This is a genomic window from Kitasatospora sp. NPDC051853, from assembly GCF_044452665.1.
In the GTDB taxonomy this organism is placed as follows: domain Bacteria; phylum Actinomycetota; class Actinomycetes; order Streptomycetales; family Streptomycetaceae; genus Kitasatospora.
Map to the genome: position 1 here is coordinate 258,078 of NZ_JBITBY010000010.1, position 22,753 is coordinate 280,830.

A 22,753-nucleotide genomic window follows, 5' to 3' on the forward strand; every position below is an offset into this window, starting at 1 on the left:
CTCCCGTGCGAGGCAGCTCACCGTGCGCCAGCAGTCCACCGCCGAAGCCCTGGTCGCGCAGGCCGTCGCCCAGGTGACGGGCGCCGAGCCGGAGCGGCTCGACCTCGCGCTCGACACCGGAGCCTCGCTGCTCGCCGCCGCCGACTGGTCCGAGGTCAGCCGGGCCCTGGTGGCCCAGGCCGAACGGACCGTCAGCCGCGCCTGGACGGTCGGCTGGCGCCCCGCCGACCTGGCCCGGATGGTCCGCCGCGAACTCGGCCCCGTCCACCAGCAGCTGGGCGTCGACCTGATCGCCGCCGAACAGCGGCGCCACCCGGCCGCCGCGCTGGACCGGCGCTGGCACGAGCAGCTGCGCGAACTGGCCACCGAGGTCTGGTGGGACGGCGACGGCGCCTACCTCGCCGAGTACGCCGCCCGGCACCGGCTGGACCGCTTCGCGCTGGCCACCGCCGCGCTCGAACTGCTCCGGCTCTGGTCGCTGCTTCCCCCCGTGACACCGGTCGGGCCCGCGCCGGGGGCCGGCGGCCCGGTGGAGCACCGGGCGGTCGGCCCGGTGCCCGGCGAGCCCCGGATGCTCTCCCGGATCCGGGCGTTGCTGGCCAAGGCCGAGTCCACCGAGTACCCGGAGGAGGCGGAGGCGCTCACCGCGAAGGCGCAGCAGCTGATCGCCCAGCACAGCATCGACGAGGCGCTGCTGACGGCCGGTCAGGGCGCCTCGCCGAACGGGCCGGGGGCGGTCCGGATCGGGGTGGACAACCCGTACGAGAGCCCGAAGGCGATGCTGCTCGACGCGGTGGCGACGGCCAACCGGTGCCGGACGGTGTGGGCCAAGGAGTACGGCTTCTGCACGGTGATCGGCTTCGACTCCGACCTGGACGCGGTGGAGCTGCTCTACACCTCGCTGCTGGTGCAGGCCACCGCCGCCATGCAGCGGGCCGGCAGCCGGCACCACAAGGAGGGCGCCTCCCGCACCAAGTCCTTCCGGCAGTCCTTCCTGATCGCCTACGCCGCCCGCATCCGCGAACGGCTCACCACCGCCACGGCGGACGCCGTGGCCGGCCACCGGGTCGGCGAGGACGGGACCTCGGAGCGGCGGGCGCCGGACGAGCGGCTGCTGCCCGCGCTGGCCGCCCGCGAGGAGGCGGTGGACCACACCGTCGACCGGATGTTCCCCCGCCTCACCTCCCAGCGGGTCCGGGTCTCCAACGCGGACGGCTGGTACGAGGGGCGCGCCGCCGCGGACCGCGCGGCGCTGAACGGGCGCTCGGGCTCCATCGAACGCTGACGCCCGCCGGGCAGCGACCTCAGGGGCGCGAGGAACTGCGCGAATCGGGAGGCGGCCCACCGGCAACTGAACCACCGTCAGCCAGTTGCACGTGCTGCCGTACCCCTGCGCGCAGTTCCCCGCGCCCCCGAAGGCATGGCCACTTTCGTCAGCGCTTCGAGTCGACGATGACCGGGGTGCCGGTGCCGCCGCAGGGGCTGGCGTAGACGGGGTTCTTCTCGGCCGCGGCCTTGAATGCCTCGATGCACTGGCTGAGCAGGATCTTGTCGGTGAGCGAGTTGGCGATCAGCTGGTTGGCGTTGGCCTGGGCCTCGGCCTCGATCTTCTTCTTCTCGGCCTCTGCCTTGGCGGTGGCGACGGAGGCCTGGGCCTGGGCGGTGGCCTGGTCCTGCTGGATCTTGGCCTCGATGGCCTTCTGCAGGGAGTCGCTGGGCTTGACGTTGCGCAGGTTGACGCCGTTGACGACGATGCCGCGCGGGGTGAGCCGCTCGACGACCAGCTTGTCGATCTCGGAGCTGATGGCCTCGCGCTTGGAGCTGTAGCCCTCGACGTTGGTGTAGCGGGCGAAGACGTTGCGGATGATCTCGCGGGTGTCGGAGTAGACCAGCCGTTGCTGCACCGCGCCCTCGCTGCCGGCCAGCTTGTAGAGGTCGACGGCGTGCTTGGGGTCGATGGACCACTTCAGCGTGACGTCGGCGTAGAGGACGCCGCCCTCGGAGGAGCGGACCTCGACGGTGGTGTCGCCGGTGAGGTTGAGGTCGACCGGGCGGGTGGAGAAGGTGGTGACGTCGGTGAGCGGGGACTTGAGGTGGAGGCCGGGCTGCCAGGCGGAGCCGACCTTGCCGAGGGTGGTGGGGACGCCGACCTCGGTCGGCTGGACCACGTGGGCGAAAGTGGTCAGGCCGAGGCCGAGGCCGAGCAGCAGCGAGGCCAGGCCGCCGAAGACCGCGGCCCGGCCGTCGAACACCTCGCGCCAGCGGAGTACGAGCAGGACCACGCCGACGACCAGCAGGATGACGGATATCAGCAGCATGGGCCGCAGCCTAGGGGCGTGCGGATCTTCCTGACAGGGCGTCACCCAGTGTTCGCTGAAACGTGGTGGCCCGTTCAGCCCCGCCCGCTCCCGCGCGGTCCCGTTCAGTCCCAGAGGGCGCCGAAGGCCAGCAACTCCTCGCGGTACTCGATCCGTTGGACCCAGTCGGCCGGCCAGGCGTCCAGGCCGTGGTGGGCGCCGGCGAAGGCGCCGGCCAGGCAGGCGATCGAGTCGGAGTCGCCGCCGGAGACGGCGCCGCGCCGGACCGCCGCGACCGGGTCGTCGGGGAACAGCAGGAAGCAGAGCAGGCCGGTGCCGAAGGCCTCCTCGGCGATCCAGCCCTCACCGGTGACGGCGCACGGGTCGCCCTCCGGCTCGGGGCGGGCGAGGGCCGCGTCCAGCCGGTCGAGCTGGTGCAGGCACTCGTCCCAGCCGCGCCGGGCGAAGTGCTCCGGCGAGGGATCCTGGGCTCGTTCGGCCAGGTCGCCGAGCCAGAGCGCGTCGTAGCCGCGCTCGCGGGCGGCGAGCGCGTACTCCCGCAGCAGGCCGGGGAGTTCGGCCGGGGCGGCACCGTTCACCAGCAGGTGGACGGTGTGCGCGGTGAGGTCGCTGGCGGCCAGCGCGGTGGGGTGGCCGTGGGTGAGGCCGGACTGGAGCTGGGCGGCGCCGGAGCGCTGGCGGTCCGTCAGGCCGGGGACCAGGCCGACCGGGGCGACCCGCATGTTGGCGCCGCAGCCCTTGGAGCCGACGTCGCTGGCCTGCTGCCAGGTGGTGTCGGGCTTCTGCAGGCGGTTGCAGGACTGCAGGCAGGTCCGGCCGGGTGCGCGGTTGTTGTTCGGGTCGTGGTACCAGTGCACGAACTCCTCGCGGACCCGGTTGGCCAGGCGCAGCGGGGCGAGCGGGCCGCGCTCCAGCGCGGCCCGCAGGCCGGCGGCCAGGGCGAGCGTCATCTGGGTGTCGTCCGTCACCAACGCCCGCTTGGGCAGCGGGAGTTCACGCCAGGGCACGCCGCGCAGCAGGTCCTCGTACTCCTCGAACTCGGTGTCCTTGCCGATCGCGTCGCCGATCGCCAGGCCCACCATGGTGCCGCTCGCCCGTCGCATGCCCCCGCCCCCTCTAGATCTCCACCAGCAGCTCTTCGAGCCCCCGGATCACGTACCCCGGCCGCCAGTGCGGCTCGCTGACCAGCCGCAGCCCGGGCGCCCGCCGCAGCAGGGCCCCGTACGACTCGGTCAGCTCCAGTCTGGCGAGCGGGGCACCGAGACAGAAGTGAATTCCGGCGCCGAAGGTGATGTGCGCGTTGTCCGTGCGGCCGAGGTCGAGCCGGTCGGGGTCGGGGAAGCGCTCGGGGTCGCGGTTGGCGGAGCCGAAGAGCAGGGCGATCTCGGCGCCGCTCGGGATCGTGACGCCGCCGAGCTCGATCTCGTCCAGGACCCAGCGCTCGAACATCTGGAGCGGGGTGTCCCAGCGCATCAACTCCTCGACGGCACTGGGGAGCAGGGCCTCGGGTTCGGCGCGCAGGCGGGCGAGTTCGGCCTCGTTGCGGAACAGCGCCCACCAGCCGTTGCCGGTGGTGTTGACGGTGGCCTCGTGGCCGGCGTTGAGCAGCAGGACGCAGGTGGAGACCATCTCCTGCTCGGTCAGCGCGTCACCGTCGTCGGCGGCCGCGACCAGGGCGCTGATCAGGTCCTCGCCGGGCTCGGCGCGGCGGGCCCGGATCAGGCCGCGCAGGTACTCGGAGAACTCGGTGGAGGCGGTGACGGCCCGGCGGGCGGTCTCGTCGGAGGGGTTGAGCTCGAACATCGCGGTGATGTCGGCCGACCAGGGGCGCAGCAGGTGCCGGTCCTCGGCCGGGAAGCCGAGCATCTCGGCGATCACGGCGACCGGCAGCGGCTCGGCGACCGTGGCGATCAGGTCGCCGCCGCCGTCCCGGAGCAGCCCGTCGACCAGTTCGCCGGCCAGCTTCTCCACGGTGGGCCGCAGTCCGGCCACCATCCGCGGGGTGAAGGCCTTGGAGACCAGCCGCCGGATCCGGGCGTGGTCGGCGCCCTCCAGGTCGAGCAGGCCGTGCTCGTTGAGGGTGTGGAAGGCCTCGTGCGCCGGGTCCGGCTCCGGCCGGCCGAACTCGGCGTGGGTGAACCGGTGGGTGTAGGTGCGGCCCAGCCGGCGGTCCCGCAGCAGCGCGTTGACGTCGGCGTACCGGGAGACCAGCCACTGCCCGCTGGGCTCGTGGAAGACCACCGGCGCCTCGGTGCGCAGCCGCGCGTACGCCTCGTAGGGGTGCGCGACGAACTCCGGCGACCACGGGTCGTACGCGGCCGTGACGTCGGCGCTGGTGTCCTGCTCGGCCATGCTGGTGCCCTCCCAGACTGTGCGGGGAGGGCCCATCGTACGCAGACCGCCGGACGGGGCGTCAGGCGGCCAGCAGGCGTTCGACCAGGGCGGGCAGGGCGGTGGAGATCGGCTCGCGGATCACCTCGTGGGCCATCCCGTCGTACGGGGTGGGCTCGCCGTTCACCACGATCAGCCGGGCGCCGTTCATCACCGCCACCTCGGCCAGGCCGGCGGCCGGGTGGACCTGGAGGCTGGTGCCGACCGCGACGAACACCTCGCAGGCGATCGAGACGGCCTCGGCCTGGTCCAGCACCTTGAGGTCCAGGCTCTCGCCGAACATCACGGTGCACGGCCGCAGGATCCCGCCGCAGACCAGGCAGGCCGGGTCCGGCTCGCCGGCCTCGACCCGGGCCAGCGCCCCGGTCATCGGCCCCCGGTCCCCGCAGGAGGCGCAGCGCACGTCCCGGGCGGTGCCGTGCAGTTCGAGCACCTTGCGCGGGGTCTGCCCGGCGGCCTGGTGCAGGCCGTCGACGTTCTGGGTGAGCACCCGCATCGGCACCCCGGCGCGTTCCAGCTCGACCAGGGCGCGGTGGCCCGCGTTCGGCTCGGCGTTCAGGGCCCCGGCGTCGCGGCGCATCAGCCAGGCCTGGCGGCGGATCTCGGTGTCCGCCAGGTAGGGGCCGATGGTGACCAGTTGCTGGGCGCTCGGGTCGCGCTGCCAGAGGCCCTGGGGGCCCCGGTAGTCGGGGATGCCGGAGTCGGTGGAGATCCCTGCTCCGGTGAGGACGGCGGTGAGCGGACGCTTGGTGGTCATGCCCCGGACGTTACGGCCCGTCAGCCCCCGGCCGCGAGCGGGTTTCCACGGACTACGGTGGTGCGGTGAACAGCGCGGCGAACAGCACGGCGGCCTTGGCGAAGTGGTTGACCCGGCGCTCCGCCGGGCAGTTGACGACCCTGCTGGAGCAGCGCGGCCTGCCGCACGGGCGCTCCGGCCCGGCCGGTCCGCTGCAGGTGGCCGGGGCGTTGCTCACCGCTCCCTCGGTGCGGCTCGCCCTGACCGGCCTGGACCGGGCACGGCTCCAGGTGCTCTCCGCCGTGGCCGTCCTCGCCGAGCGCCGGTACGGGCCGGTCGCCGACGCCGCCGGGCCCGCGCTGAGCGGCTTCGCGGGGCGCCGCCCGGGCGGGTGGGCCGGTGCGGAGGACCTGGAACCGGCCGACCGGGCCGTGGAGCGCGCCGCACTGGCGGCCGCGCTCGGTGCCCGGGCCCTGCCGCTGCTCGACGACCTGGCCGAGCGGGCGCTGCTGCTGCCGCCGCACGGCGGACTGCTGGTCGTCCCGGCCGTGCTGCACCGGCCGTCCGGCGGCCTGCTCGGGTACGGGCGGCCGGCCGAGGTGCTGTACTCCGATGTCTACCTGGCGGCGGAGGTCCGGGTGGTGGAGGACGCGTTGGGCCTCGGGCCGGCGCGCAGCCGCGAGGAGGCGCAGCGGGGTGTCGTCGCGCTGCTGCGGGACCCGGCCGCCGTACGGGAGCTGGTGGCGGGGGCGCCGGCGGAGACGGTACGGCTGCTCGACTCGCTGGCGCACGGCTCGCCGAGGCTGAGCAGCGGGTACTTCCGCGCGGAGGATCCGGGGCCGTTCGCCAAGTACCGCTTCCCGCCGGGCGGTTCGGGCGACCCGGCGGTGGCCTGGGCGGCGGTGCGGGGGCTGTTGGCGCCGGCGGGGCCGGGTGTCGTGGAACTGCCGTACGAGGTCGGGGTGGCGCTGCGCGATCCGTCGCGGCCGCTGCCCTTCGAACCCGAGCCACCGGTGGTCCTCGTCGGGTCGGACGTGGACGGGGCACGGGCACGGGCGGAGGCCCAGGCCGCCGCGACGGCCGCGGCCTCCCGGGTGGAGGTACTGCTGCGGGCGGTCGCCGCCCGGCCGCTGACGCTCCGCAAGGCGGGCGGCATCGCCGTCCGGGACACCGTCCGGCTGGCCAAGGAGACCGGGGCCGAGGAGGCGCAGACCCGCCTGTGGTTGGACCTGGCGGCCAACGCCGGCCTGCTCGCCCCGCACCGCGAGCCGTCGCCCGCGCCCGCCCGGGGCCGCCGGCCCGTACCCGCCCCGGCGGCGCAGCTGCTGCCGACCGCGCGCTACGACGCCTGGCTCGCCTCCTCCCCCGCCGACCGGCTGCTGCCGCTGGTCGCCGCCTGGGCGGTGACGCCGGAGGTCTTCAGCCGTGAGCACGGCGGGCCGGAGGTCGCCCTGACGACCCCTCAGGACCGTACGGCGGTGCCGCTCCGTCAGGCGCTGCTCTCCGCCCTCGCCGGTGACCGCACCGGGGAAAGTGGTGATGCCGGGGGCGCGGGGAACTGCGCGCCGCGGGAGGACGGGACCCGTGTGCCGGGGACGGACACCCAGTTGCAAGTGAGCCCCCGTACCCGGCAGACGGGTCCGCTTCTTCCGCAGCGCGCAGTTCCCCGCGCCCCTGGGGTGACCACTTCCAATCTCGTGGAGGCGGCCGCCTGGTACGCCCCGTTGGAGGTCGAGGTCACCGCCGCCACCCGGGATGCCGCCCGGGCCACGCTCGCGGAGGCCGCGCTGCTCGGAGCGGTCGGGCACGGCGTGCTCACCCCCGTGGGACACGCCGTGCTCGGCCTGCTGCGGGCCGGCGCGGGCCGGTGCTTCCCCGCCGTCCCCGGGGCCGGCCCCGCGCTCGACCGGCATCCCGCCCTCGCCGAGGCCGTGGCCGGCCTCCGCTCCGCCCTGGCCGCCCTGGTGCCGGAGCCCGCCCGGACCGCCCGCTTCCAGGCCGACCTCACCGCGGTGGTGACCGGGCCGGCCGACCCCGAGCTGGCCGACCTCCTGGCCGGGGCCGCCGACCGGGAGTCCGACGGCCACGCCACCGTCTGGCGGTTCGGCCCGGCCTCCGTCCGCCGGGCGCTGGACTCCGGCCAGGACGCCGCCGAGCTGCTGGGCCGCCTCCAGGAGTTCAGCACCGCCGCGGCCCCGCTCCCGCAGCCGCTGGAGTACCTGGTCCGGGACACCGCCCGCACCCACGGCCGGATCCGGGTGGCCGCCGCCGGCAGCTGCCTGCGCTCCGACGACGAGGCGCTGGTCCTGGAGCTGGCCCACAGCCGCCCGCTGGCCGGGCTCGGCCTGCGCCGGGTCGCACCGACGGTGCTGATCGCCGCCGCCGCACCCGAGGCCACCCTGGCGGCGCTGCGCGCGGCGGGCTACGCCCCCGTGCTGGAGGCCGGTACGGGGGCCACCGTGGTGGAGCGGGGACCGGTCCTGCGTGCCGACCAGCCGATGCCCGAACTCCCGACCGCAGCAGCCGAGTTCGCCCTGGAGATCACCAGCGGCACCGGCTGACCCCCGGAGCCGTCACGGACGCCCGTGGGCCGGCATCCCGCCGACGGCCACGGTCCGCCGCTCCAGCGGGCTGAGCGCCAGCACCCAGAGCAGCGCCGCCACCGGCAGCAGGTCCAGGCCGGCGGCCGCCAGCGCCACCCCGGCGGCCCCGGCCACCGGGCTCCACCAGGTGGAGCGGCGGACCGCCGCGCAGAGCAGCGCCACCAGGCCGACGTGGAACAGCAGCGGGCCCACCTGGTAGAGCGCGGGCAGCACGCCGGGCACGTCCTGCACCCGCTGGAACATCGCCCGCATCGCCGCCTTGTCCTCGGCCACGGCACCGACCCAGAGGTCCACCAGCACCTGCCCGACCGAGGCGGCCACCCCCACGTACGCCACCGGCCCGAGCAGCCTGCCGATGCCCCGGCCGAGCGCCCGGGCCCGGCGGGCCAGTTCGGCCAGTACCGGGACGAACAGCAGCAGGCTGCCCAGCAGCAGCGCGTGGCCGATCAGCCAGCTCGGCCCCGGCTCCCGCGCCTCCGGCAGCAGCCGGACCGCTCCGTAGAGGCCGCACAGCACCGGCGCGACCAGCGCCGGACGTTCCCAGCTCATCCCGAACTCCCTTGGTGGTGACGGTTCTTCGACGCCCACCAGCCTGCCGTCCGGGGCCCGGCCGGGGATCGCCCGCACCGGTGAACCGTCCGGCTCCCCCGTACGAGGGAGCCGGACGGTTCAGTCCTCGCCCGCCACCACGGCGCCGGACTCGTACGCGAAGACCACCGCGTGCACCCGGTCCCGGAGCTGGAGCTTGGCCAGCACGTTGGAGACGTGCGTCTTCACGGTGTGCTCGCTCACCACCAGGGCCCCGGCGATCTCCGCGTTGGAGAGCCCGCGGGCGAGCAGCCGCAGGGTCTCCGCCTCACGGGCCGTCAGCTGCTCCAACAGCCGGGACGGCGGGCGCTGCGGCCCGGGGCCGGAGCCGCGGCGGGCGGTGAACTCGCCGATCAGCCGACGGGTCACCGAGGGCGCCAGCAGCGCCTCGCCGGTGGCCACCATCCGCACCCCGTGGGCCAGGTCGTCCCGGCGGACGTCCTTGAGCAGGAAGCCGCTGGCCCCGGCGTACAGCGCGTCGTAGACGTAGTCGTCCACGTCGAAGGTGGTCAGCATGATCACCTTGGTGGCCGGGTACTCCGCGCAGACCCGGCGGGCCGCCTCCAGTCCGTCCATCACGGGCATCCGGACGTCCAGCAGCAGGACGTCCGGGGCGAGTTCGGCCACCCGCTCGACGGCTTCGAGGCCGTTGGCCGCCTCCGCCACCACCTCGATGTCCGGCTGCGCGTCCAGGATCATCCCAAACCCGGCCCGCACCAGCTCCTGGTCGTCCGCCACCACCACCCGGATCGTCATGCCACTCCCTCTCGACTCGCCAACGGCAGACGCGCGTCGACCACGAACCCACGGCCCTCCGGCCCCGGGCCGGCCTCCGCGTGACCACCCACCGCGGCCGCCCGCTCCCGGATGCCGACCAGCCCCCGGCCGCCCGACCACTCCCCCGCCCGCAGCACGCCGACCCCCTGCCCGTCGTCGGCCACCCGGACCACCAACTCCCGGCCGGCCCGCTCCACCCGCACCTCGGCGGCCGTCGCCCCGGCGTGCTTCACCGTGTTGGTGAGCGCCTCCTGCACGATCCGGTACGCCGCCGCCTGCACCTCCGGCGGGCCCGCCTCCGTGCACTCCAGCTCCACCCGCAGCCCCGACTCGCGGACCCGCTCCACCACCGCCGGCAGCTCGGCCAGACTGGGCTGCGGGGCCAGCTCCGGGCCGGCCCCCTGTTCCTTCAACACGCCCAGCACCCGCCGGAGTTGGACCATGGCGTCACGGCCCGAGTCGGCGATGGTGTCGAAGGTGCGGACCGCCCGGTCCGGGTCGCTGCGCACCACCAGCGGGCCCGCCTCGGCCTGGATCACCATCAGCGAGACCGCGTGCGCCAGGATGTCGTGCATCTCCCGGGCGATCCGGGCCCGCTCCTCGGCCACCGCGCGGGCCGCGTCCGCCTCGGCCCGGCGGGCCAGCTCACCGGCCCGGTCCGCGGCAGCCGCCGCCTTGCGGCGCAACTCCCGTGCCAGCGAGCCGAAGACGAACGCCCCGACGGAGGTCAGCAGGCTGAACAGCGCCCCGTTCAACGAGCGGGTGCCCGCCACGTTCCCCCAGACCAGGCCGGTCAGCATCAGCCAGCGCTGCCAGTCCCGGCCCCGGTCAGCGACGGTGTAGACCGTCACCACCGCCGCCAGCGGCACCTGCGGCATCGCCGAGTGCGCCAGCACCGTCACCCCGATCGAGGCCGCGCTGCTCAGGCAGAAGACGGTGAACGGGGCCCGCCGCCGCCACACCACCGGCAGCGCGGTGGAGACCGCCAGCACGTACACCCACCACGACCAGTCCGGCTCGTCGTGCCACACCGTCCAGACCGCGACGGCCGCCGAGACCACCGCCAGCCCCACGTCCAGCACGTACGCCGGCACCCCCGCCGAACGGGCCCGCCACCAGGCTCCCGCCCGCTCGGCCCACGCCTGCCACCACTCCACCCCGACCTCACCCCCGTGAAGTCGATCATCCCGCACCGCGACCGCCTCAGCCAGCACTGACCGTCACGTCACCCGTCGAGGCCCGGGCCACCACCTCGTGCCCCGACGCGGTGCGCACCGGCACCTCCACCTTCGCCTCGCCGGTGCCCGCCTCGGCGTCCACCGCGTACTCCTGCCCCTTCGGCAGCTCCAGCCGTACGCTGCCGGTGCCCGCGGTGGCCCTCACCCGCGCAGGCGCCACCGCGAAGCCGGCCCGCACGTCACCGGTCCCGGCCCTCAGCTCCGCCCGCTGCGACCCGAGCCGCTCCGCGGTGACCGAACCCGTCCCGGCGTCCGCCACCACGTCCCCGGTCAGCCCGGCCAGCCGCACGCTCCCGGTGCCCGCCTTCACCTGCACCCGGGTCCCGGCCGGCACCCGCACCACGTACCCCACCGCGCAGTCCCCGTCCGGGCACCGGTAGGTCAGCGTCAGCGTCCCGTCCACCAGCTCGTGCCGGGCCTCCGGTGCTTCCCCCCGCCACTCCTGACGCTCCGTCACGGCCACCGTCGACCCCTCCTCGGAGACCCGCACGTCCCCCGTCCCCGAGTCCACCACCAGCACCCGCACCGGCCCGTCCACCGCGTACCCGACCTCGCGCTCCTCCTGCACGGCCGAGCACCCGCCCGCCCCGCCCAGCACGACCGCCACCGCCACGGCCCCCACCAGCACACGCTTCACGACAACCCCTCCGCAGTCCGGATCAACTGCGCCCAGCCTCCCGCCCCGCCCGCCTCCGCACCTCCCTCCCCCGAGCGGTCCTGCCCGCTCCCCCGCCCGGGGGAGGAAACGCCGCAGGGCGGCCACCCCGTGTGGGGTGACCGCCCTGCGATCAGGTGACTGACTCTCAGCCGGTGTACGGGCCGTAGTCGTAGTCGTCCAGCGGAACGGCCTGGCCGGAGCCGGCGCCGAAGGGCGACAGGTCGTAGTCGTCGTAGCCGACGGCCGAGTACATGGCGGCCTTGGCCTCCTCGGTCGGCTCGACCCGGATGTTGCGGTAGCGGGGCAGACCCGTACCGGCCGGGATGAGCTTACCGAGGATGACGTTCTCCTTGAGGCCCAGCAGCGGGTCCGACTTGGCGTGGATCGCCGCGTCGGTGAGGACCCGGGTCGTCTCCTGGAAGGAGGCGGCCGACAGCCAGGACTCGGTGGCCAGCGAGGCCTTGGTGATACCCATCAGCTGCGGACGGCCGGAGGCGGGGTGACCGCCCTCGGAGACCACGCGACGGTTCTCCTGCTCGAAGCGGCCGCGCTCGACGAGCTCGCCCGGGAGCAGCTCGGCGTCGCCCGACTCGATGATCGTCACGCGGCGGAGCATCTGCCGGATGATGATCTCGATGTGCTTGTCGTGGATCGACACGCCCTGCGAGTTGTAGACCTTCTGGACCTCGGCGACCAGGTGGACCTGGACGGCACGCTGGCCCATGATGCGCAGGACGTCGTGCGGGTTGGTCGCACCGACGGTCAGCTTCTGGCCGACCTCGACCGCCTCGCCCTCGGAGACCAGCAGCTTGACGCGCTTGGAGACCGGGTAGGCGATCTCGTCGCTGCCGTCGTCGGGGGTGACGACCAGCTTGCGGGTCTTCTCGGTGTCCTCGATCCGGACCCGGCCCTGGGCCTCCGAGATCGGGGCGACACCCTTGGGGGTGCGCGCCTCGAAGAGCTCGACGACACGGGGCAGACCCTGGGTGATGTCGTCACCGGCCACACCACCGGTGTGGAAGGTACGCATCGTCAGCTGGGTACCGGGCTCACCGATGGACTGGGCGGCGATGATGCCGACCGCCTCACCGATGTCGACCAGCTTGCCGGTGGCCAGCGAACGGCCGTAGCACATGGCGCAGGTGCCGACCGCCGACTCACAGGTGAGGATCGAGCGGGTCTTGACCTCGCTGATGCCGTGGCGGATCAGCTCGTCGATCAGGACGTCACCGAGGTCGGTGTTGGCCGTGGCCAGCAGCTTGCCGTCGACGGTGATGTCCTCGGCGAGCATGCGGGCGTAGACGCTGGTCTCGACGTCGTCCGTCTTGCGCAGCGAGCCGTCCTCGCCGCGGACGCCGATCGCCAGCTTGAGGCCGCGCTCGGTGCCGCAGTCCTCCTCGCGGATGATGACGTCCTGCGAGACGTCCACCAGACGACGGGTCAGGTAACCCGAGTCGGCGGTACGCAGCGCGGTGTCGGCCAGACCCTTACGGGCACCGTGGGTGGAGATGAAGTACTCCAGCACGGACAGGCCCTCACGGAACGAGGCCTTGATGGGACGCGGGATGGTCTCGTTCTTCGCGTTCGACACCAGACCACGCATACCGGCGATCTGACGCATCTGCATCATGTTTCCACGAGCACCCGAGTCCACCATCATGAAGATGGGGTTGGTCTTCGGGAAGTTCGCGTTCATCGCCTCGGCGACCTCGTTGGTCGCCCGGGTCCAGATGCCGACGAGCTCGCTCTTGCGCTCGTCGTTGGTGATCAGACCGCGCTCGTACTGCTTCTGGACCTTCTCCGCCTGCGCCTCGTAGCCCTCGAGGATCTGGGGCTTGGTCGGCGGGACGACGACGTCCGAGATCGAGACGGTGACGCCGGACCGGGTCGACCAGTGGAAGCCGGCCGACTTGAGGTTGTCCAGGGTCGCCGCGACGACGACCTTGGGGTAGCGCTCCGCCAGGTCGTTGACGATCGCGGAGAGCTGCTTCTTGCCCACCTCGTAGTCGACGAACGGGTAGTCCTCGGGCAGCAGCTCGTTGAAGAGCGCGCGGCCCAGGGTGGTGTTCAGGCGGAAGGACTCGCCCTCGAACCAGGAGGTCTGACCCTCCTCGTCCACCGGCGGGGTCCAGCCGCGCGGCGGCACGGTGCCGACCGGCAGGCGCAGGTCGATCGGGGCCTGGACGTCCAGCTCGCGGGCGTCGAAGGCCATGATCGCCTCGGCGGTGGAGGAGAAGGAACGGCCACCGCCCTTCACCTCCTCGCGGTCCGAGGTGAGGAAGAACAGACCGAGCACCATGTCCTGGGTCGGCATGGTGACGGGGCGACCGTCGGCCGGCTTCAGGATGTTGTTCGAGGACAGCATCAGGATGCGGGCCTCGGCCTGCGCCTCCGCGGAGAGCGGCAGGTGGACGGCCATCTGGTCACCGTCGAAGTCCGCGTTGAACGCGGTGCAGACGAGCGGGTGGATCTGGATGGCCTTGCCCTCGACCAGCTGCGGCTCGAAGGCCTGGATGCCGAGGCGGTGCAGGGTGGGCGCACGGTTCAGCAGGACCGGGTGCTCGGCGATGACCTCTTCGAGGACGTCCCACACGACCGGACGGGCGCGCTCGACCATGCGCTTGGCCGACTTGATGTTCTGCGCGTGGTTCAGGTCCACCAGGCGCTTCATCACGAACGGCTTGAAGAGCTCCAGCGCCATGGCCTTGGGCAGACCGCACTGGTGCAGCTTGAGCTGCGGGCCGACGACGATGACCGAACGGGCCGAGTAGTCGACGCGCTTGCCGAGCAGGTTCTGACGGAAACGACCCTGCTTGCCCTTGAGCATGTCGGACAGCGACTTCAGCGGACGGTTGCCGGGGCCCGTGACCGGGCGACCACGACGGCCGTTGTCGAAGAGCGCGTCGACGGCCTCCTGGAGCATGCGCTTCTCGTTGTTCACGATGATCTCGGGCGCGCCGAGGTCGAGAAGCCGCTTCAGGCGGTTGTTGCGGTTGATCACGCGGCGGTACAGGTCGTTCAGGTCGGAGGTGGCGAAGCGGCCACCGTCGAGCTGGACCATCGGACGCAGGTCCGGCGGGATGACCGGGACGCAGTCCAGCACCATGCCGTTGGGCTTGTTGGTGGTCTGCAGGAAGGCGGAGACGACCTTGAGGCGCTTGAGCGCACGGGTCTTCTTCTGGCCCTTGCCGGTCCGGATGATCTCGCGCAGGCGCTCGGACTCCTCGGCCAGGTCGAAGGTCTCGAGGCGGTCCTTGAGGGCCGCCGCGCCCATCGAGCCGGAGAAGTAGGTGCCGAAGCGGTCGCGCAGCTCGCGGTAGAGCAGCTCGTCGCCCTCGAGGTCCTGGACCTTGAGGTTCTTGAAGCGGGCCCAGACCTCGTCGAGGCGGTCGATCTCGCGCTGCGCGCGGTCGCGCAGTTGCTTCATCTCACGCTCGGCACCCTCGCGCACCTTGCGGCGCACGTCGGCCTTGGCACCCTCGGCCTCGAGCTCGGCGAGGTCGGTCTCGGCCTTCTTCGCGCGGTTCTCGAGGTCGGAGTCGCGACGGTTCTCGATCTGCTGGCGCTCGACGGAGACGTGCGCCTCCAGCGACGGCAGGTCGCGCTGACGGCGCTCGTCGTCGACCCAGGTGATCATGTAGGCGGCGAAGTAGATGACCTTCTCGAGGTCCTTCGGCGCCAGGTCCAGCAGGTAGCCCAGGCGGGACGGGACACCCTTGAAGTACCAGATGTGGGTGACCGGGGCGGCCAGCTCGATGTGGCCCATCCGCTCGCGGCGCACCTTGGCGCGGGTCACCTCGACGCCGCAGCGCTCACAGATGATGCCCTTGAAGCGGACACGCTTGTACTTGCCGCAGTAGCACTCCCAGTCCCGGGTGGGGCCGAAGATCTTCTCGCAGAAGAGCCCGTCCTTTTCCGGCTTCAGGGTGCGGTAGTTGATGGTCTCCGGCTTCTTGACCTCGCCGTGGGACCACTGGCGGATGTCGTCGGCGGTGGCCAGGCCGATGCGGAGCTCGTCGAAGAAGTTGACGTCAAGCACTGGTCGTCAAGCCCTCTTTCGTGAATCGAGGTTCTGTCTGTTGGTCTGAGGGGGGCCTGGGGGCGGGCCGGCTGATGCAGCATCAGCCGGCCCGGCCTCAATCAGACCTCTTCGACGCTGCTCGGCTCGCGCCGGGACAGGTCAATGCCGAGCTCCTCGGCGGCGCGGAACACGTCCTCGTCGGAGTCACGCATCTCGATGGACTGGCCGTCCGAGGACAGCACCTCCACGTTGAGGCAGAGCGACTGCATTTCCTTGATGAGGACCTTGAAGGACTCGGGAATGCCGGGCTCGGGGATGTTCTCGCCCTTGACGATCGCCTCGTAGACCTTCACGCGGCCCAGGACGTCGTCGGACTTGATGGTGAGCAGCTCCTGCAGCGCGTAGGCCGCGCCGTACGCCTCGAGGGCCCACACCTCCATCTCACCGAAGCGCTGACCACCGAACTGCGCCTTACCACCGAGCGGCTGCTGGGTGATCATCGAGTACGGACCGGTCGAACGGGCGTGCAGCTTGTCGTCGACCAGGTGGTGCAGCTTGAGGATGTACATGTAGCCGACCGAGACCGGCATCGGGAACGGCTCGCCGGAGCGGCCGTCGAACAGCCGGGCCTTACCGGTGGAGTTCACCAGGCGCTCACCGTCACGGGTGAGGGTGGTGTGGTCCAGCAGGCCGGTGATCTCGTCCTCGCGGGCGCCGTCGAAGACCGGGGTGGCGAGGTTGGTGCCGCCCTGGACCGTGTCGGCGCCGATCGCCTGGAGGCGCTGGGCCCACTCGTCGGCGAGGCCGGAGACGTCCCAGCCCTGCTTGGCGAGCCAGCCGAGGTGGATCTCCAGGACCTGTCCCGGGTTCATTCGGGACGGGACACCCAGCGGGTTGAGGATGATGTCGACCGGGGTGCCGTCCTCCAGGAACGGCATGTCCTCGACCGGCAGGATCTTCGAGATGACACCCTTGTTGCCGTGACGGCCGGCGAGCTTGTCACCGTGGGTGATCTTGCGCTTCTGGGCGACGTAGACGCGGACCAGCTGGTTCACGCCCGGGGGAAGCTCGTCCCCCTCCTCGCGGTCGAAGACGCGGACGCCGATGACCTTGCCGGACTCACCGTGCGGCACCTTCAGCGAGGTGTCGCGGACCTCACGGGCCTTCTCACCGAAGATCGCGCGGAGCAGGCGCTCCTCCGGGGTCAGCTCGGTCTCACCCTTCGGGGTGACCTTGCCGACCAGGATGTCGCCGGTGACGACGTCGGCGCCGATCCGGATGATGCCGCGCTCGTCGAGGTCGGCGAGGACCTCCTCGGAGACGTTCGGGATGTCCCGGGTGATCTCCTCGGGGCCGAGCTTGGTGTCACGGGCGTCGACCTCGTGCTCCTCGATGTGGATCGAGGAGAGGACGTCGTCCTGGACGAGGCGCTGCGACAGGATGATCGCGTCCTCGTAGTTGTGACCCTCCCACGACATGAACGCCACGAGCAGGTTCTTGCCGAGCGCCATCTCACCCTGGTCGGTGCACGGGCCGTCGGCCAGCACCTGGCCGGCCTCGACCCGGGCGCCCTCGTCCACGAGCACCTTCTGGTTGAAGGAGGTGCCCTGGTTGGAGCGGGTGAACTTGGCGGCGCGGTACGTGTTGTACGTGCCGTCGTCGTTGGCCACGGTGACGTAGTCGGCCGAGACCTCCTGGACGACACCGGCCTTCTCGGCGGTGATCACGTCGGCGGCGTCGACGGCGCAGCGGTACTCCATGCCGGTGCCGACCACGGGTGCCTCGCTCTTCAGCAGCGGCACCGCCTGGCGCATCATGTTGGAGCCCATGAGCGCGCGGTTGGCGTCGTCGTGCTCGAGGAACGGGATCATGGCGGTCGCGACCGACACCATCTGGCGCGGCGAGACGTCCATGTAGTCGATCTCGGTGCCCGGGATGTAGTCGATCTCGCCGCCGCGGCGGCGGACCAGGACACGCGGCTCGGCGAAGTGCAGGTCGTCCGTCAGCGGGGCGTTGGCCTGCGCGATGACGAAGCGGTCCTCCTCGTCGGCGGTCAGGTAGTCCACGGCCTCGGTGACGACACCGTCGACGACCTTGCGGTACGGGGTCTCGATGAAGCCGAAGGCGTTGACCCGGCCGTACGACGCGAGCGAGCCGATCAGACCGATGTTCGGGCCTTCGGGGGTCTCGATCGGACACATGCGGCCGTAGTGCGAGGGGTGCACGTCACGGACCTCGAAGCCGGCCCGCTCACGGGACAGACCACCGGGGCCGAGCGCGGACAGACGACGCTTGTGGGTCAGGCCCGACAGCGGGTTCGTCTGGTCCATGAACTGCGACAGCTGGCTGGTGCCGAAGAACTCCTTGATGGAGGCGACGACCGGCCGGATGTTGATCAGGGTCTGCGGCGTGATCGCCTCGACGTCCTGGGTGGTCATGCGCTCGCGCACGACGCGCTCCATGCGGGCGAGACCCGTACGGACCTGGTTCTGGATCAGCTCGCCGACGTTGCGCAGGCGGCGGTTGCCGAAGTGGTCGATGTCGTCGACCTCGACCACGATGTCGCGGCCCTCGTCGTCACGCCACTCGACCTCGCCGGCGTGCAGCTTCACCAGGTACTTGATCGCACCGATGATGTCGGGCTCGGTGAGGACGCCGGAGTCCAGGGACTCCGCGTTGCCCAGCTTGCGGTTCACCTTGTACCGGCCGACCTTCGCGAGGTCGTACCGCTTCGGGTTGAAGTACAGGTTCTCCAGCAGCGTCTGGGCGGCCTCGCGCGTCGGCGGCTCGCCCGGGCGCAGCTTGCGGTAGATGTCGAGGAGCGCGTCGTCCTGGCCCTGGGTGTGGTCCTTCTCCAGGGTGGCGCGCATCGACTCGTACTCGCCGAACTCCTCGAGAATCATCTCGTTGGTCCAGCCGAGGGCCTTCAGCAGCACGGTGACCGACTGCTTGCGCTTGCGGTCGATGCGGACACCGACCATGTCGCGCTTGTCGATCTCCATCTCCAGCCAGGCACCGCGGGAGGGGATGATCTTGCAGGAGTAGATGTCCTTGTCGGACACCTTGTCCAGGCTCGAGTCGAAGTAGACGCCCGGGGAGCGCACCAGCTGCGAGACCACGACACGCTCGGTGCCGTTGATCACGAAGGTGCCCTTGTGGGTCATGAGCGGGAAGTCGCCCATGAAGACCGTCTGAGACTTGATCTCACCGGTCTCGTTGTTGGTGAACTCGGCGGTGACGAAGAGCGGGGCCGCGAAGGTGAAGTCGCGGTCCTTGCACTCGTCAATGGAGTTCTTCGGCGGCTCGAAACGGTGGTCGCGGAAGGTCAGCGACATCGACCCGCTGAAGTCCTCGATCGGGGAGATCTCCTCGAAGATCTCCTCCAGACCGGACTTGGTGGGGACGTCCTGACCGTTCTCCAACGCCTCCTCGACCCGCGACCTCCAGGCCGCATTGCCGAGCAGCCAGTCAAAGCTCTCGGTCTGCAGGGCCAGGAGGTTGGGGACCTCGAGGGGCTCCTTGATCTTCGCGAACGAGACGCGGAGCGGGGCGGTGGATGCGGCGGAATTGTTCGAGGCGTTGCGCGGCGCGGCCAAGAGGGGGGTCCTTCCGAGGGCTCGGAGCTCACTACGCGCGTACCGGCCGGGCCTTGCCGAGGCGGAAAACCCCAGGTCAGGACAGGGGCCACTCCGGGCGACGAGTCACGGAGCAGCTAACAGGCAGCGCAAAGGGACAGTGTAGCCAAAAGGCACACTGCTGACAAGCCCTGATTCGGAGACCGAATCGGAGACCCCTCTCCTACCACTCACCAATGGCTCGGACGCCCCGGGCCACCGCACCTCACGATGAGTCAGTTCCCGTCGGAGCCACGGAATATGCATCCGGAACCGCTCCGACCGTTTGGACCGACCACGCGGGGCGCGCCTTGAGAATCGCGCGCCCGGTGCGGTTCGTCAAGGGCCGCACCGGAGTGCGGACCTCACACCGTTCATCGTCCGAGCAGGCCACCGCGTTACAGGCCGGCCGGAGACGACAGCGATCACCATACCCGCCCCCGCCGACAGTGGCCGAGCCCACAGTCGGCCAGGACGGTGAACGTCAGGTCCCGGAGACGGGCTGTGACATACAAAAACAGGCCGGGCCGACCACCCACAGGGGTGATCGGCCCGGCCTCGCGCCCTCTCAGGGAGGGCACTGAGTCACTTGACGGTGACCTTGGCGCCCGCGCCCTCGAGCTGGGCCTTGGCCTTCTCGGCGGTCTCCTTGTTGACCTTCTCGAGAACCTTGGCACCAGCGGTGTCAACGAGGTCCTTGGCCTCCTTCAGGCCGAGGGAGGTCAGGGCGCGCACCTCCTTGATGACCTGGATCTTCTTGTCGCCGGCACCGTCGAGGATGACGTCGAACTCGTCCTGCTCCTCAGCGGCCTCGACCGGGGCGCCAGTGCCACCGACGGCGGCAACGGCAACCGGGGCGGCCGCGGTGACGTCGAACTTCTCCTCGAAGGCCTTCACGAAGGCAGCGAGCTCGATGAGGGTGAGCTCCTCGAACTGCGCGAGCAGCTCGTCCTGGGTCAGCTTCGCCATGATTGGCGTCCTTCCACTAGTTCGGCAGGTAGGTGCCGTATGTACGGGTGAAGCGGGCACTGGCCCGCAGCGAGGCGTGAGCCTGCCGAATTACTCGGCGGCCTCGTCCTCAGCGGCGGGAGCCGGCGCGCCGGCACCGCCCTGCTCGACCTTGTCGCGAAGAGCGTCCACGGTGCGGACGAGCTTCGACGGCAGGGCCTGGAAGAGCGCGGCAGCCTGGGACTGCTTGGCCTTCAGGGCACCCGCGAACTTGGCGAGCAGCACCTCGCGGGACTCGAGGTCCGCGAGCTTCTTGATGTCATCGGCGGACAGCGCCTTACCGTCAAGGACACCGCCCTTGATGATCAGAGCGGGGTTCTCCTTGGCGAAGTCACGCAGAGCCTTCGCCGACTCCACCGGGTCACCGGTGACGAAGGCGACGGCCGTCGGACCAGTGAACTGGTCGTCGAGCTCCGTGATCCCAGCCTCGTTGGCCGCGATCTTGGTCAGCGTGTTCTTCACCACGGCGTACTGGGCGTTCTCGCCCAGCGAGCGACGCAGGGTCTTGACCTGCTTCACCGAGAGACCGCGGTACTCGGTCAGCAGTGCGGCGCTGGAGGAACGGAACTTGTCCGTCAGCTCAGCGACGTCAGCAGCCTTGTCGGGCCTGGCCATAGGCTTACGCCTCCTTCCGTGATGTCGAAGTCAGGCCGACCATCGATCAGCCGACCATCCAAGCCTCGAACCACGGGTGACGAAAAAAGCCCCATGCGCAGGGGCATGGGGCTCGCAGACCTCGACGGACCCGAAGGACCGGAAATCAAAGGCACCAGACACACCTGCGCGGGCCGCCCGCACGAAGCGGGACCTTCGGTGCCGAGCCCCTCGGAAGGGAAACGGCGACAACCAGCGGTCTTTGGCAGGCTCTACCGTACCCGAGCCTTGCTTTCGGACCAAATCCGGTCAGGAGGCCAGCGGTGGCAGGGGGGCCGTGCCCATGTCGGCGGTGTCCGCCGCGTCCGGCGCCTGCACCGAGAGGGCCCCGCCCCACTCCTGGTACGTCACGGTGTCGTTGCCCTGTCCGCCGGAGCGGTGCAGCCGGACCAGCTGGTCCTTGTCGTCCAGCCAGAGGTCGAGGGTGACCTCCCCGCTGCCGAGCCCGGCCCGGAGCGCCTCCTGGCGGGCGGCCGGCAGCTGGGTCTGGGCGGCGGCGTACCGCTCGGCGGTCAGGACCACCCGGTAGTGCTGGACGGTCAGCTCGCCGAGGGTCTCCTCGCCGATCAGCTGCGGGCCCTGGGCCGCGACGGCGGCGGTGAGCGCCACCATCGGGTTGAGCCGGTCCACCAGGGCGGCGTACGGGATGTCCCGCTGGCCGCCCTGGGCCGCGTACTTCTCCCAGTGCCGGCCGGCGTTGCGGTCGGCGGTGGCCTGGTCGCCGCCCCGGTAGGCGGTGGTGTCGAGTATCACCAGCTGCGCGGAGGTGCCGGGGCGCTTGAGCTTGAGCACCGTCTTGGGGGCCCAGAACAGCACCCCGGAGGAGGACTCGTCGCCGAGCCGGGCGGAGAACCCGGCCCGGCGGGCGGTGTCCATCGCCAGCTGGGCGGAGAGCAGCACCCCGTGCGGGGAGCGGTCGGTGGGGCTGGGGAGGCCGGTCGGGGTGCGGCTGGCGGAGGGGCTCGGGCTGGGCTTGCCGCCGCCCGGACCGCCGGAGCCGCAGCCGGCCAGGCCGGTCAGCAGCAGGACGGCCAGTGCCGCGGCCGCCGTGCGCCGTGCCCTCGTCATCCCGTCACCCCGTCCTCGTGCCGCCGCTCCCCCGCCAACCTCTCACGCCCGTGGTCAGCCGCCGAAGCCCTTCAGCAGATCTGCGACCTCGAACACATCGCCGGCCGGCGGTGCGGCCACCTGCGGGGCCCGGCCCAGCTCGCCGTAACGGACCGTCATCTCACCGGCCCGGGACGGGGTCAGGTCCGCGGCACGGAGCTGGACCAGCTCGTTCTTCCCGTTGATCCACAGGTCCAGCGCGCCGCCGTTGCGGCCCAGATCGGCCAGGGCCTGGCGCTTCTGATCCTCCGTCAGACCGTTGACCAGCGCGTCGGCCACCCCGGTGGCGCGGAAGTGCACGGCCTCCTGGCCGTCCACCGACTCGACGCCGACCTTGGTCAGGCCCTGGCTGCCCGCCCCGGCGGCCAGCGCCACCGACGGGTCCAGCACCTTGGCCAGCGCGACCAGCCCGCGGGCGTCCTCGCCACCGGCCAGCACCTGGGTGCCGCCGGGCTTGGCGTTCGGGTCGACCTTCATCCAGGGCTTCCCGCCGACCAGCGCGGCGGTCTGCTCGGGGGCACCGACCCAGACCGAGCCGCCGGCCGAGCGGAGCCGGGCCTGGGCGCCGTCCGGCTGGGTCAGCACCAGGTCGATGCCGCCCGGCTGGGCCCAGACGAAGGAGCCGCCGCCGCCCTGGGCGACCGCGCCGGTGCCGACCGACAGCTTGGCGTTGCCGGCCTTGGCCATCACCGCGTTCGCCGCCAACAGCACGTCCTTGGCGGCCCCGGCCGGGGCCGGGAGCGTGCCCGGGGCGGTGCCGCCGGAGCCGGTGCCGGTGGTGCTGCCGCCGCCCGCGGTGCTCCCCGCGGTCGGACTCGCCGAGCCCGCGGCCTCCGAGGCCGCCCCCGACGGGACCGCGGAGCCGGTGGCGGAAGCGGTGCCGGACGGCGCGGCCGAGGCGGCGCCCTTCGCGTCGCCGGAGCCACCGGCCCCGCAGGCCGTCAGCCCGGCCACCAGCAGCGCGGCCAGGGCGGTCACCCGTATCGTGCGCATTCGTGGAACCCCCTACGTCCCGGATCTCGGTAGGCGGACTCTAGTCG

Annotated in this window: 16 protein-coding genes; 2 read left to right on the forward strand and 14 right to left on the reverse strand. The window is 72.0% G+C overall.

Translation table 11 applies throughout. The features are described 5' to 3' along the window. Window positions 1-22 precede the first annotated feature (22 nt). The gene (locus ACIA8O_RS28290; RefSeq protein ID WP_396296789.1) at window positions 23-1,285 is read left to right on the forward strand and encodes a DUF2786 domain-containing protein; all 1,263 of its coding nucleotides are present in this window, start codon (window positions 23-25) and stop codon (window positions 1,283-1,285) included. Between the two features lie 148 nt (window positions 1,286-1,433). Here ACIA8O_RS28290 and ACIA8O_RS28295 read toward each other — a convergent pair whose 3' ends face one another. The 4 genes from ACIA8O_RS28295 to ACIA8O_RS28310 all read right to left on the reverse strand — a co-directional run bounded on the left by ACIA8O_RS28295 (window position 1,434) and on the right by ACIA8O_RS28310 (window position 5,466). Next, entirely contained in the window at window positions 1,434-2,318 is an 885-nt protein-coding gene (locus ACIA8O_RS28295) for a prohibitin family protein (RefSeq protein ID WP_396296790.1), read from the reverse strand. A 104-nt stretch (window positions 2,319-2,422) separates the two neighbouring features. After that, complete coding sequence (locus tag ACIA8O_RS28300; RefSeq protein WP_396296791.1) at window positions 2,423-3,421, reverse strand: ADP-ribosylglycohydrolase family protein; 999 nt, start codon at window positions 3,419-3,421, stop codon at window positions 2,423-2,425. Between the two features lie 13 nt (window positions 3,422-3,434). Then, a complete protein-coding gene (locus ACIA8O_RS28305; RefSeq protein ID WP_396296792.1) occupies window positions 3,435-4,670 on the reverse strand; it encodes a cytochrome P450 in 1,236 nt (411 codons plus the stop codon). 61 nt (window positions 4,671-4,731) lie between these two features. Continuing rightward, window positions 4,732-5,466, reverse strand: coding sequence for an SIR2 family NAD-dependent protein deacylase (locus tag ACIA8O_RS28310; RefSeq protein WP_396296793.1), 735 nt, complete (start codon window positions 5,464-5,466; stop codon window positions 4,732-4,734). Between the two features lie 65 nt (window positions 5,467-5,531). On the opposite strand from ACIA8O_RS28310, the gene ACIA8O_RS28315 reads away from it, so the two are divergent. After that, window positions 5,532-8,006 (forward strand): helicase-associated domain-containing protein, encoded by a 2,475-nt coding sequence (locus tag ACIA8O_RS28315; RefSeq protein ID WP_396296794.1) that lies wholly within the window; start codon window positions 5,532-5,534, stop codon window positions 8,004-8,006. A gap of 12 nt (window positions 8,007-8,018) precedes the next feature. Here ACIA8O_RS28315 and ACIA8O_RS28320 read toward each other — a convergent pair whose 3' ends face one another. The 10 genes from ACIA8O_RS28320 to ACIA8O_RS28365 form a co-directional block, all read right to left on the reverse strand. Further along, window positions 8,019-8,597, reverse strand: coding sequence for a hypothetical protein (locus ACIA8O_RS28320; RefSeq protein WP_396296795.1), 579 nt, complete (start codon window positions 8,595-8,597; stop codon window positions 8,019-8,021). 120 nt (window positions 8,598-8,717) lie between these two features. Next, a complete protein-coding gene (locus ACIA8O_RS28325) occupies window positions 8,718-9,392 on the reverse strand; it encodes a response regulator (protein ID WP_396296796.1) in 675 nt (224 codons plus the stop codon). After that, window positions 9,389-10,570 (reverse strand): sensor histidine kinase, encoded by a 1,182-nt coding sequence (locus tag ACIA8O_RS28330; RefSeq protein ID WP_396296797.1) that lies wholly within the window; start codon window positions 10,568-10,570, stop codon window positions 9,389-9,391. Before ACIA8O_RS28330 ends, ACIA8O_RS28325 begins: the two co-directional genes overlap by 4 nt. Window positions 10,571-10,616: 46 nt before the next feature. Next, window positions 10,617-11,288, reverse strand: coding sequence for a DUF4097 family beta strand repeat-containing protein (locus ACIA8O_RS28335; RefSeq protein ID WP_396296798.1), 672 nt, complete (start codon window positions 11,286-11,288; stop codon window positions 10,617-10,619). 166 nt (window positions 11,289-11,454) lie between these two features. Continuing rightward, entirely contained in the window at window positions 11,455-15,348 is a 3,894-nt protein-coding gene (locus ACIA8O_RS28340) for a DNA-directed RNA polymerase subunit beta' (protein WP_396296799.1), read from the reverse strand. Window positions 15,349-15,449: 101 nt separating this feature from the next. Further along, entirely contained in the window at window positions 15,450-18,926 is a 3,477-nt protein-coding gene (gene rpoB / locus ACIA8O_RS28345; protein ID WP_396296800.1) for a DNA-directed RNA polymerase subunit beta, read from the reverse strand. A gap of 603 nt (window positions 18,927-19,529) precedes the next feature. Beyond that, window positions 19,530-19,913 (reverse strand): 50S ribosomal protein L7/L12, encoded by a 384-nt coding sequence (gene rplL, locus ACIA8O_RS28350; RefSeq protein WP_396296801.1) that lies wholly within the window; start codon window positions 19,911-19,913, stop codon window positions 19,530-19,532. 90 nt (window positions 19,914-20,003) lie between these two features. Next, window positions 20,004-20,567, reverse strand: a complete 564-nt coding sequence (rplJ, locus tag ACIA8O_RS28355) for a 50S ribosomal protein L10 (protein WP_396296802.1) — start codon at window positions 20,565-20,567, stop codon at window positions 20,004-20,006. 288 nt (window positions 20,568-20,855) lie between these two features. Further along, window positions 20,856-21,674 carry a hypothetical protein gene (locus tag ACIA8O_RS28360; protein WP_396296803.1) on the reverse strand — a complete coding sequence of 273 codons (819 nt, stop codon included), beginning with the start codon at window positions 21,672-21,674 and terminating at the stop codon, window positions 20,856-20,858. A gap of 54 nt (window positions 21,675-21,728) precedes the next feature. Further along, complete coding sequence (locus ACIA8O_RS28365) at window positions 21,729-22,706, reverse strand: hypothetical protein (protein ID WP_396296804.1); 978 nt, start codon at window positions 22,704-22,706, stop codon at window positions 21,729-21,731. Window positions 22,707-22,753 lie beyond the last annotated feature (47 nt).

Bases quoted from the DNA above. Each gene is read 5' to 3' on its own strand.
- rplJ (WP_396296802.1), bottom strand. From the start codon at position 20,567: ATGGCCAGGCCCGACAAGGCTGCTGACGTCGCTGAGCTGACGGACAAG.
- ACIA8O_RS28310 (WP_396296793.1), bottom strand. From the start codon at position 5,466: ATGACCACCAAGCGTCCGCTCACCGCCGTCCTCACCGGAGCAGGGATC.
- ACIA8O_RS28325 (WP_396296796.1), bottom strand. From the start codon at position 9,392: ATGACGATCCGGGTGGTGGTGGCGGACGACCAGGAGCTGGTGCGGGCC.
- ACIA8O_RS28365 (WP_396296804.1), bottom strand. From the start codon at position 22,706: ATGCGCACGATACGGGTGACCGCCCTGGCCGCGCTGCTGGTGGCCGGG.
- rplL (WP_396296801.1), bottom strand. From the start codon at position 19,913: ATGGCGAAGCTGACCCAGGACGAGCTGCTCGCGCAGTTCGAGGAGCTC.
- ACIA8O_RS28320 (WP_396296795.1), bottom strand. From the start codon at position 8,597: ATGAGCTGGGAACGTCCGGCGCTGGTCGCGCCGGTGCTGTGCGGCCTC.
- ACIA8O_RS28295 (WP_396296790.1), bottom strand. From the start codon at position 2,318: ATGCTGCTGATATCCGTCATCCTGCTGGTCGTCGGCGTGGTCCTGCTC.
- ACIA8O_RS28360 (WP_396296803.1), bottom strand. From the start codon at position 21,674: ATGACGAGGGCACGGCGCACGGCGGCCGCGGCACTGGCCGTCCTGCTG.
- ACIA8O_RS28305 (WP_396296792.1), bottom strand. From the start codon at position 4,670: ATGGCCGAGCAGGACACCAGCGCCGACGTCACGGCCGCGTACGACCCG.
- ACIA8O_RS28300 (WP_396296791.1), bottom strand. From the start codon at position 3,421: ATGCGACGGGCGAGCGGCACCATGGTGGGCCTGGCGATCGGCGACGCG.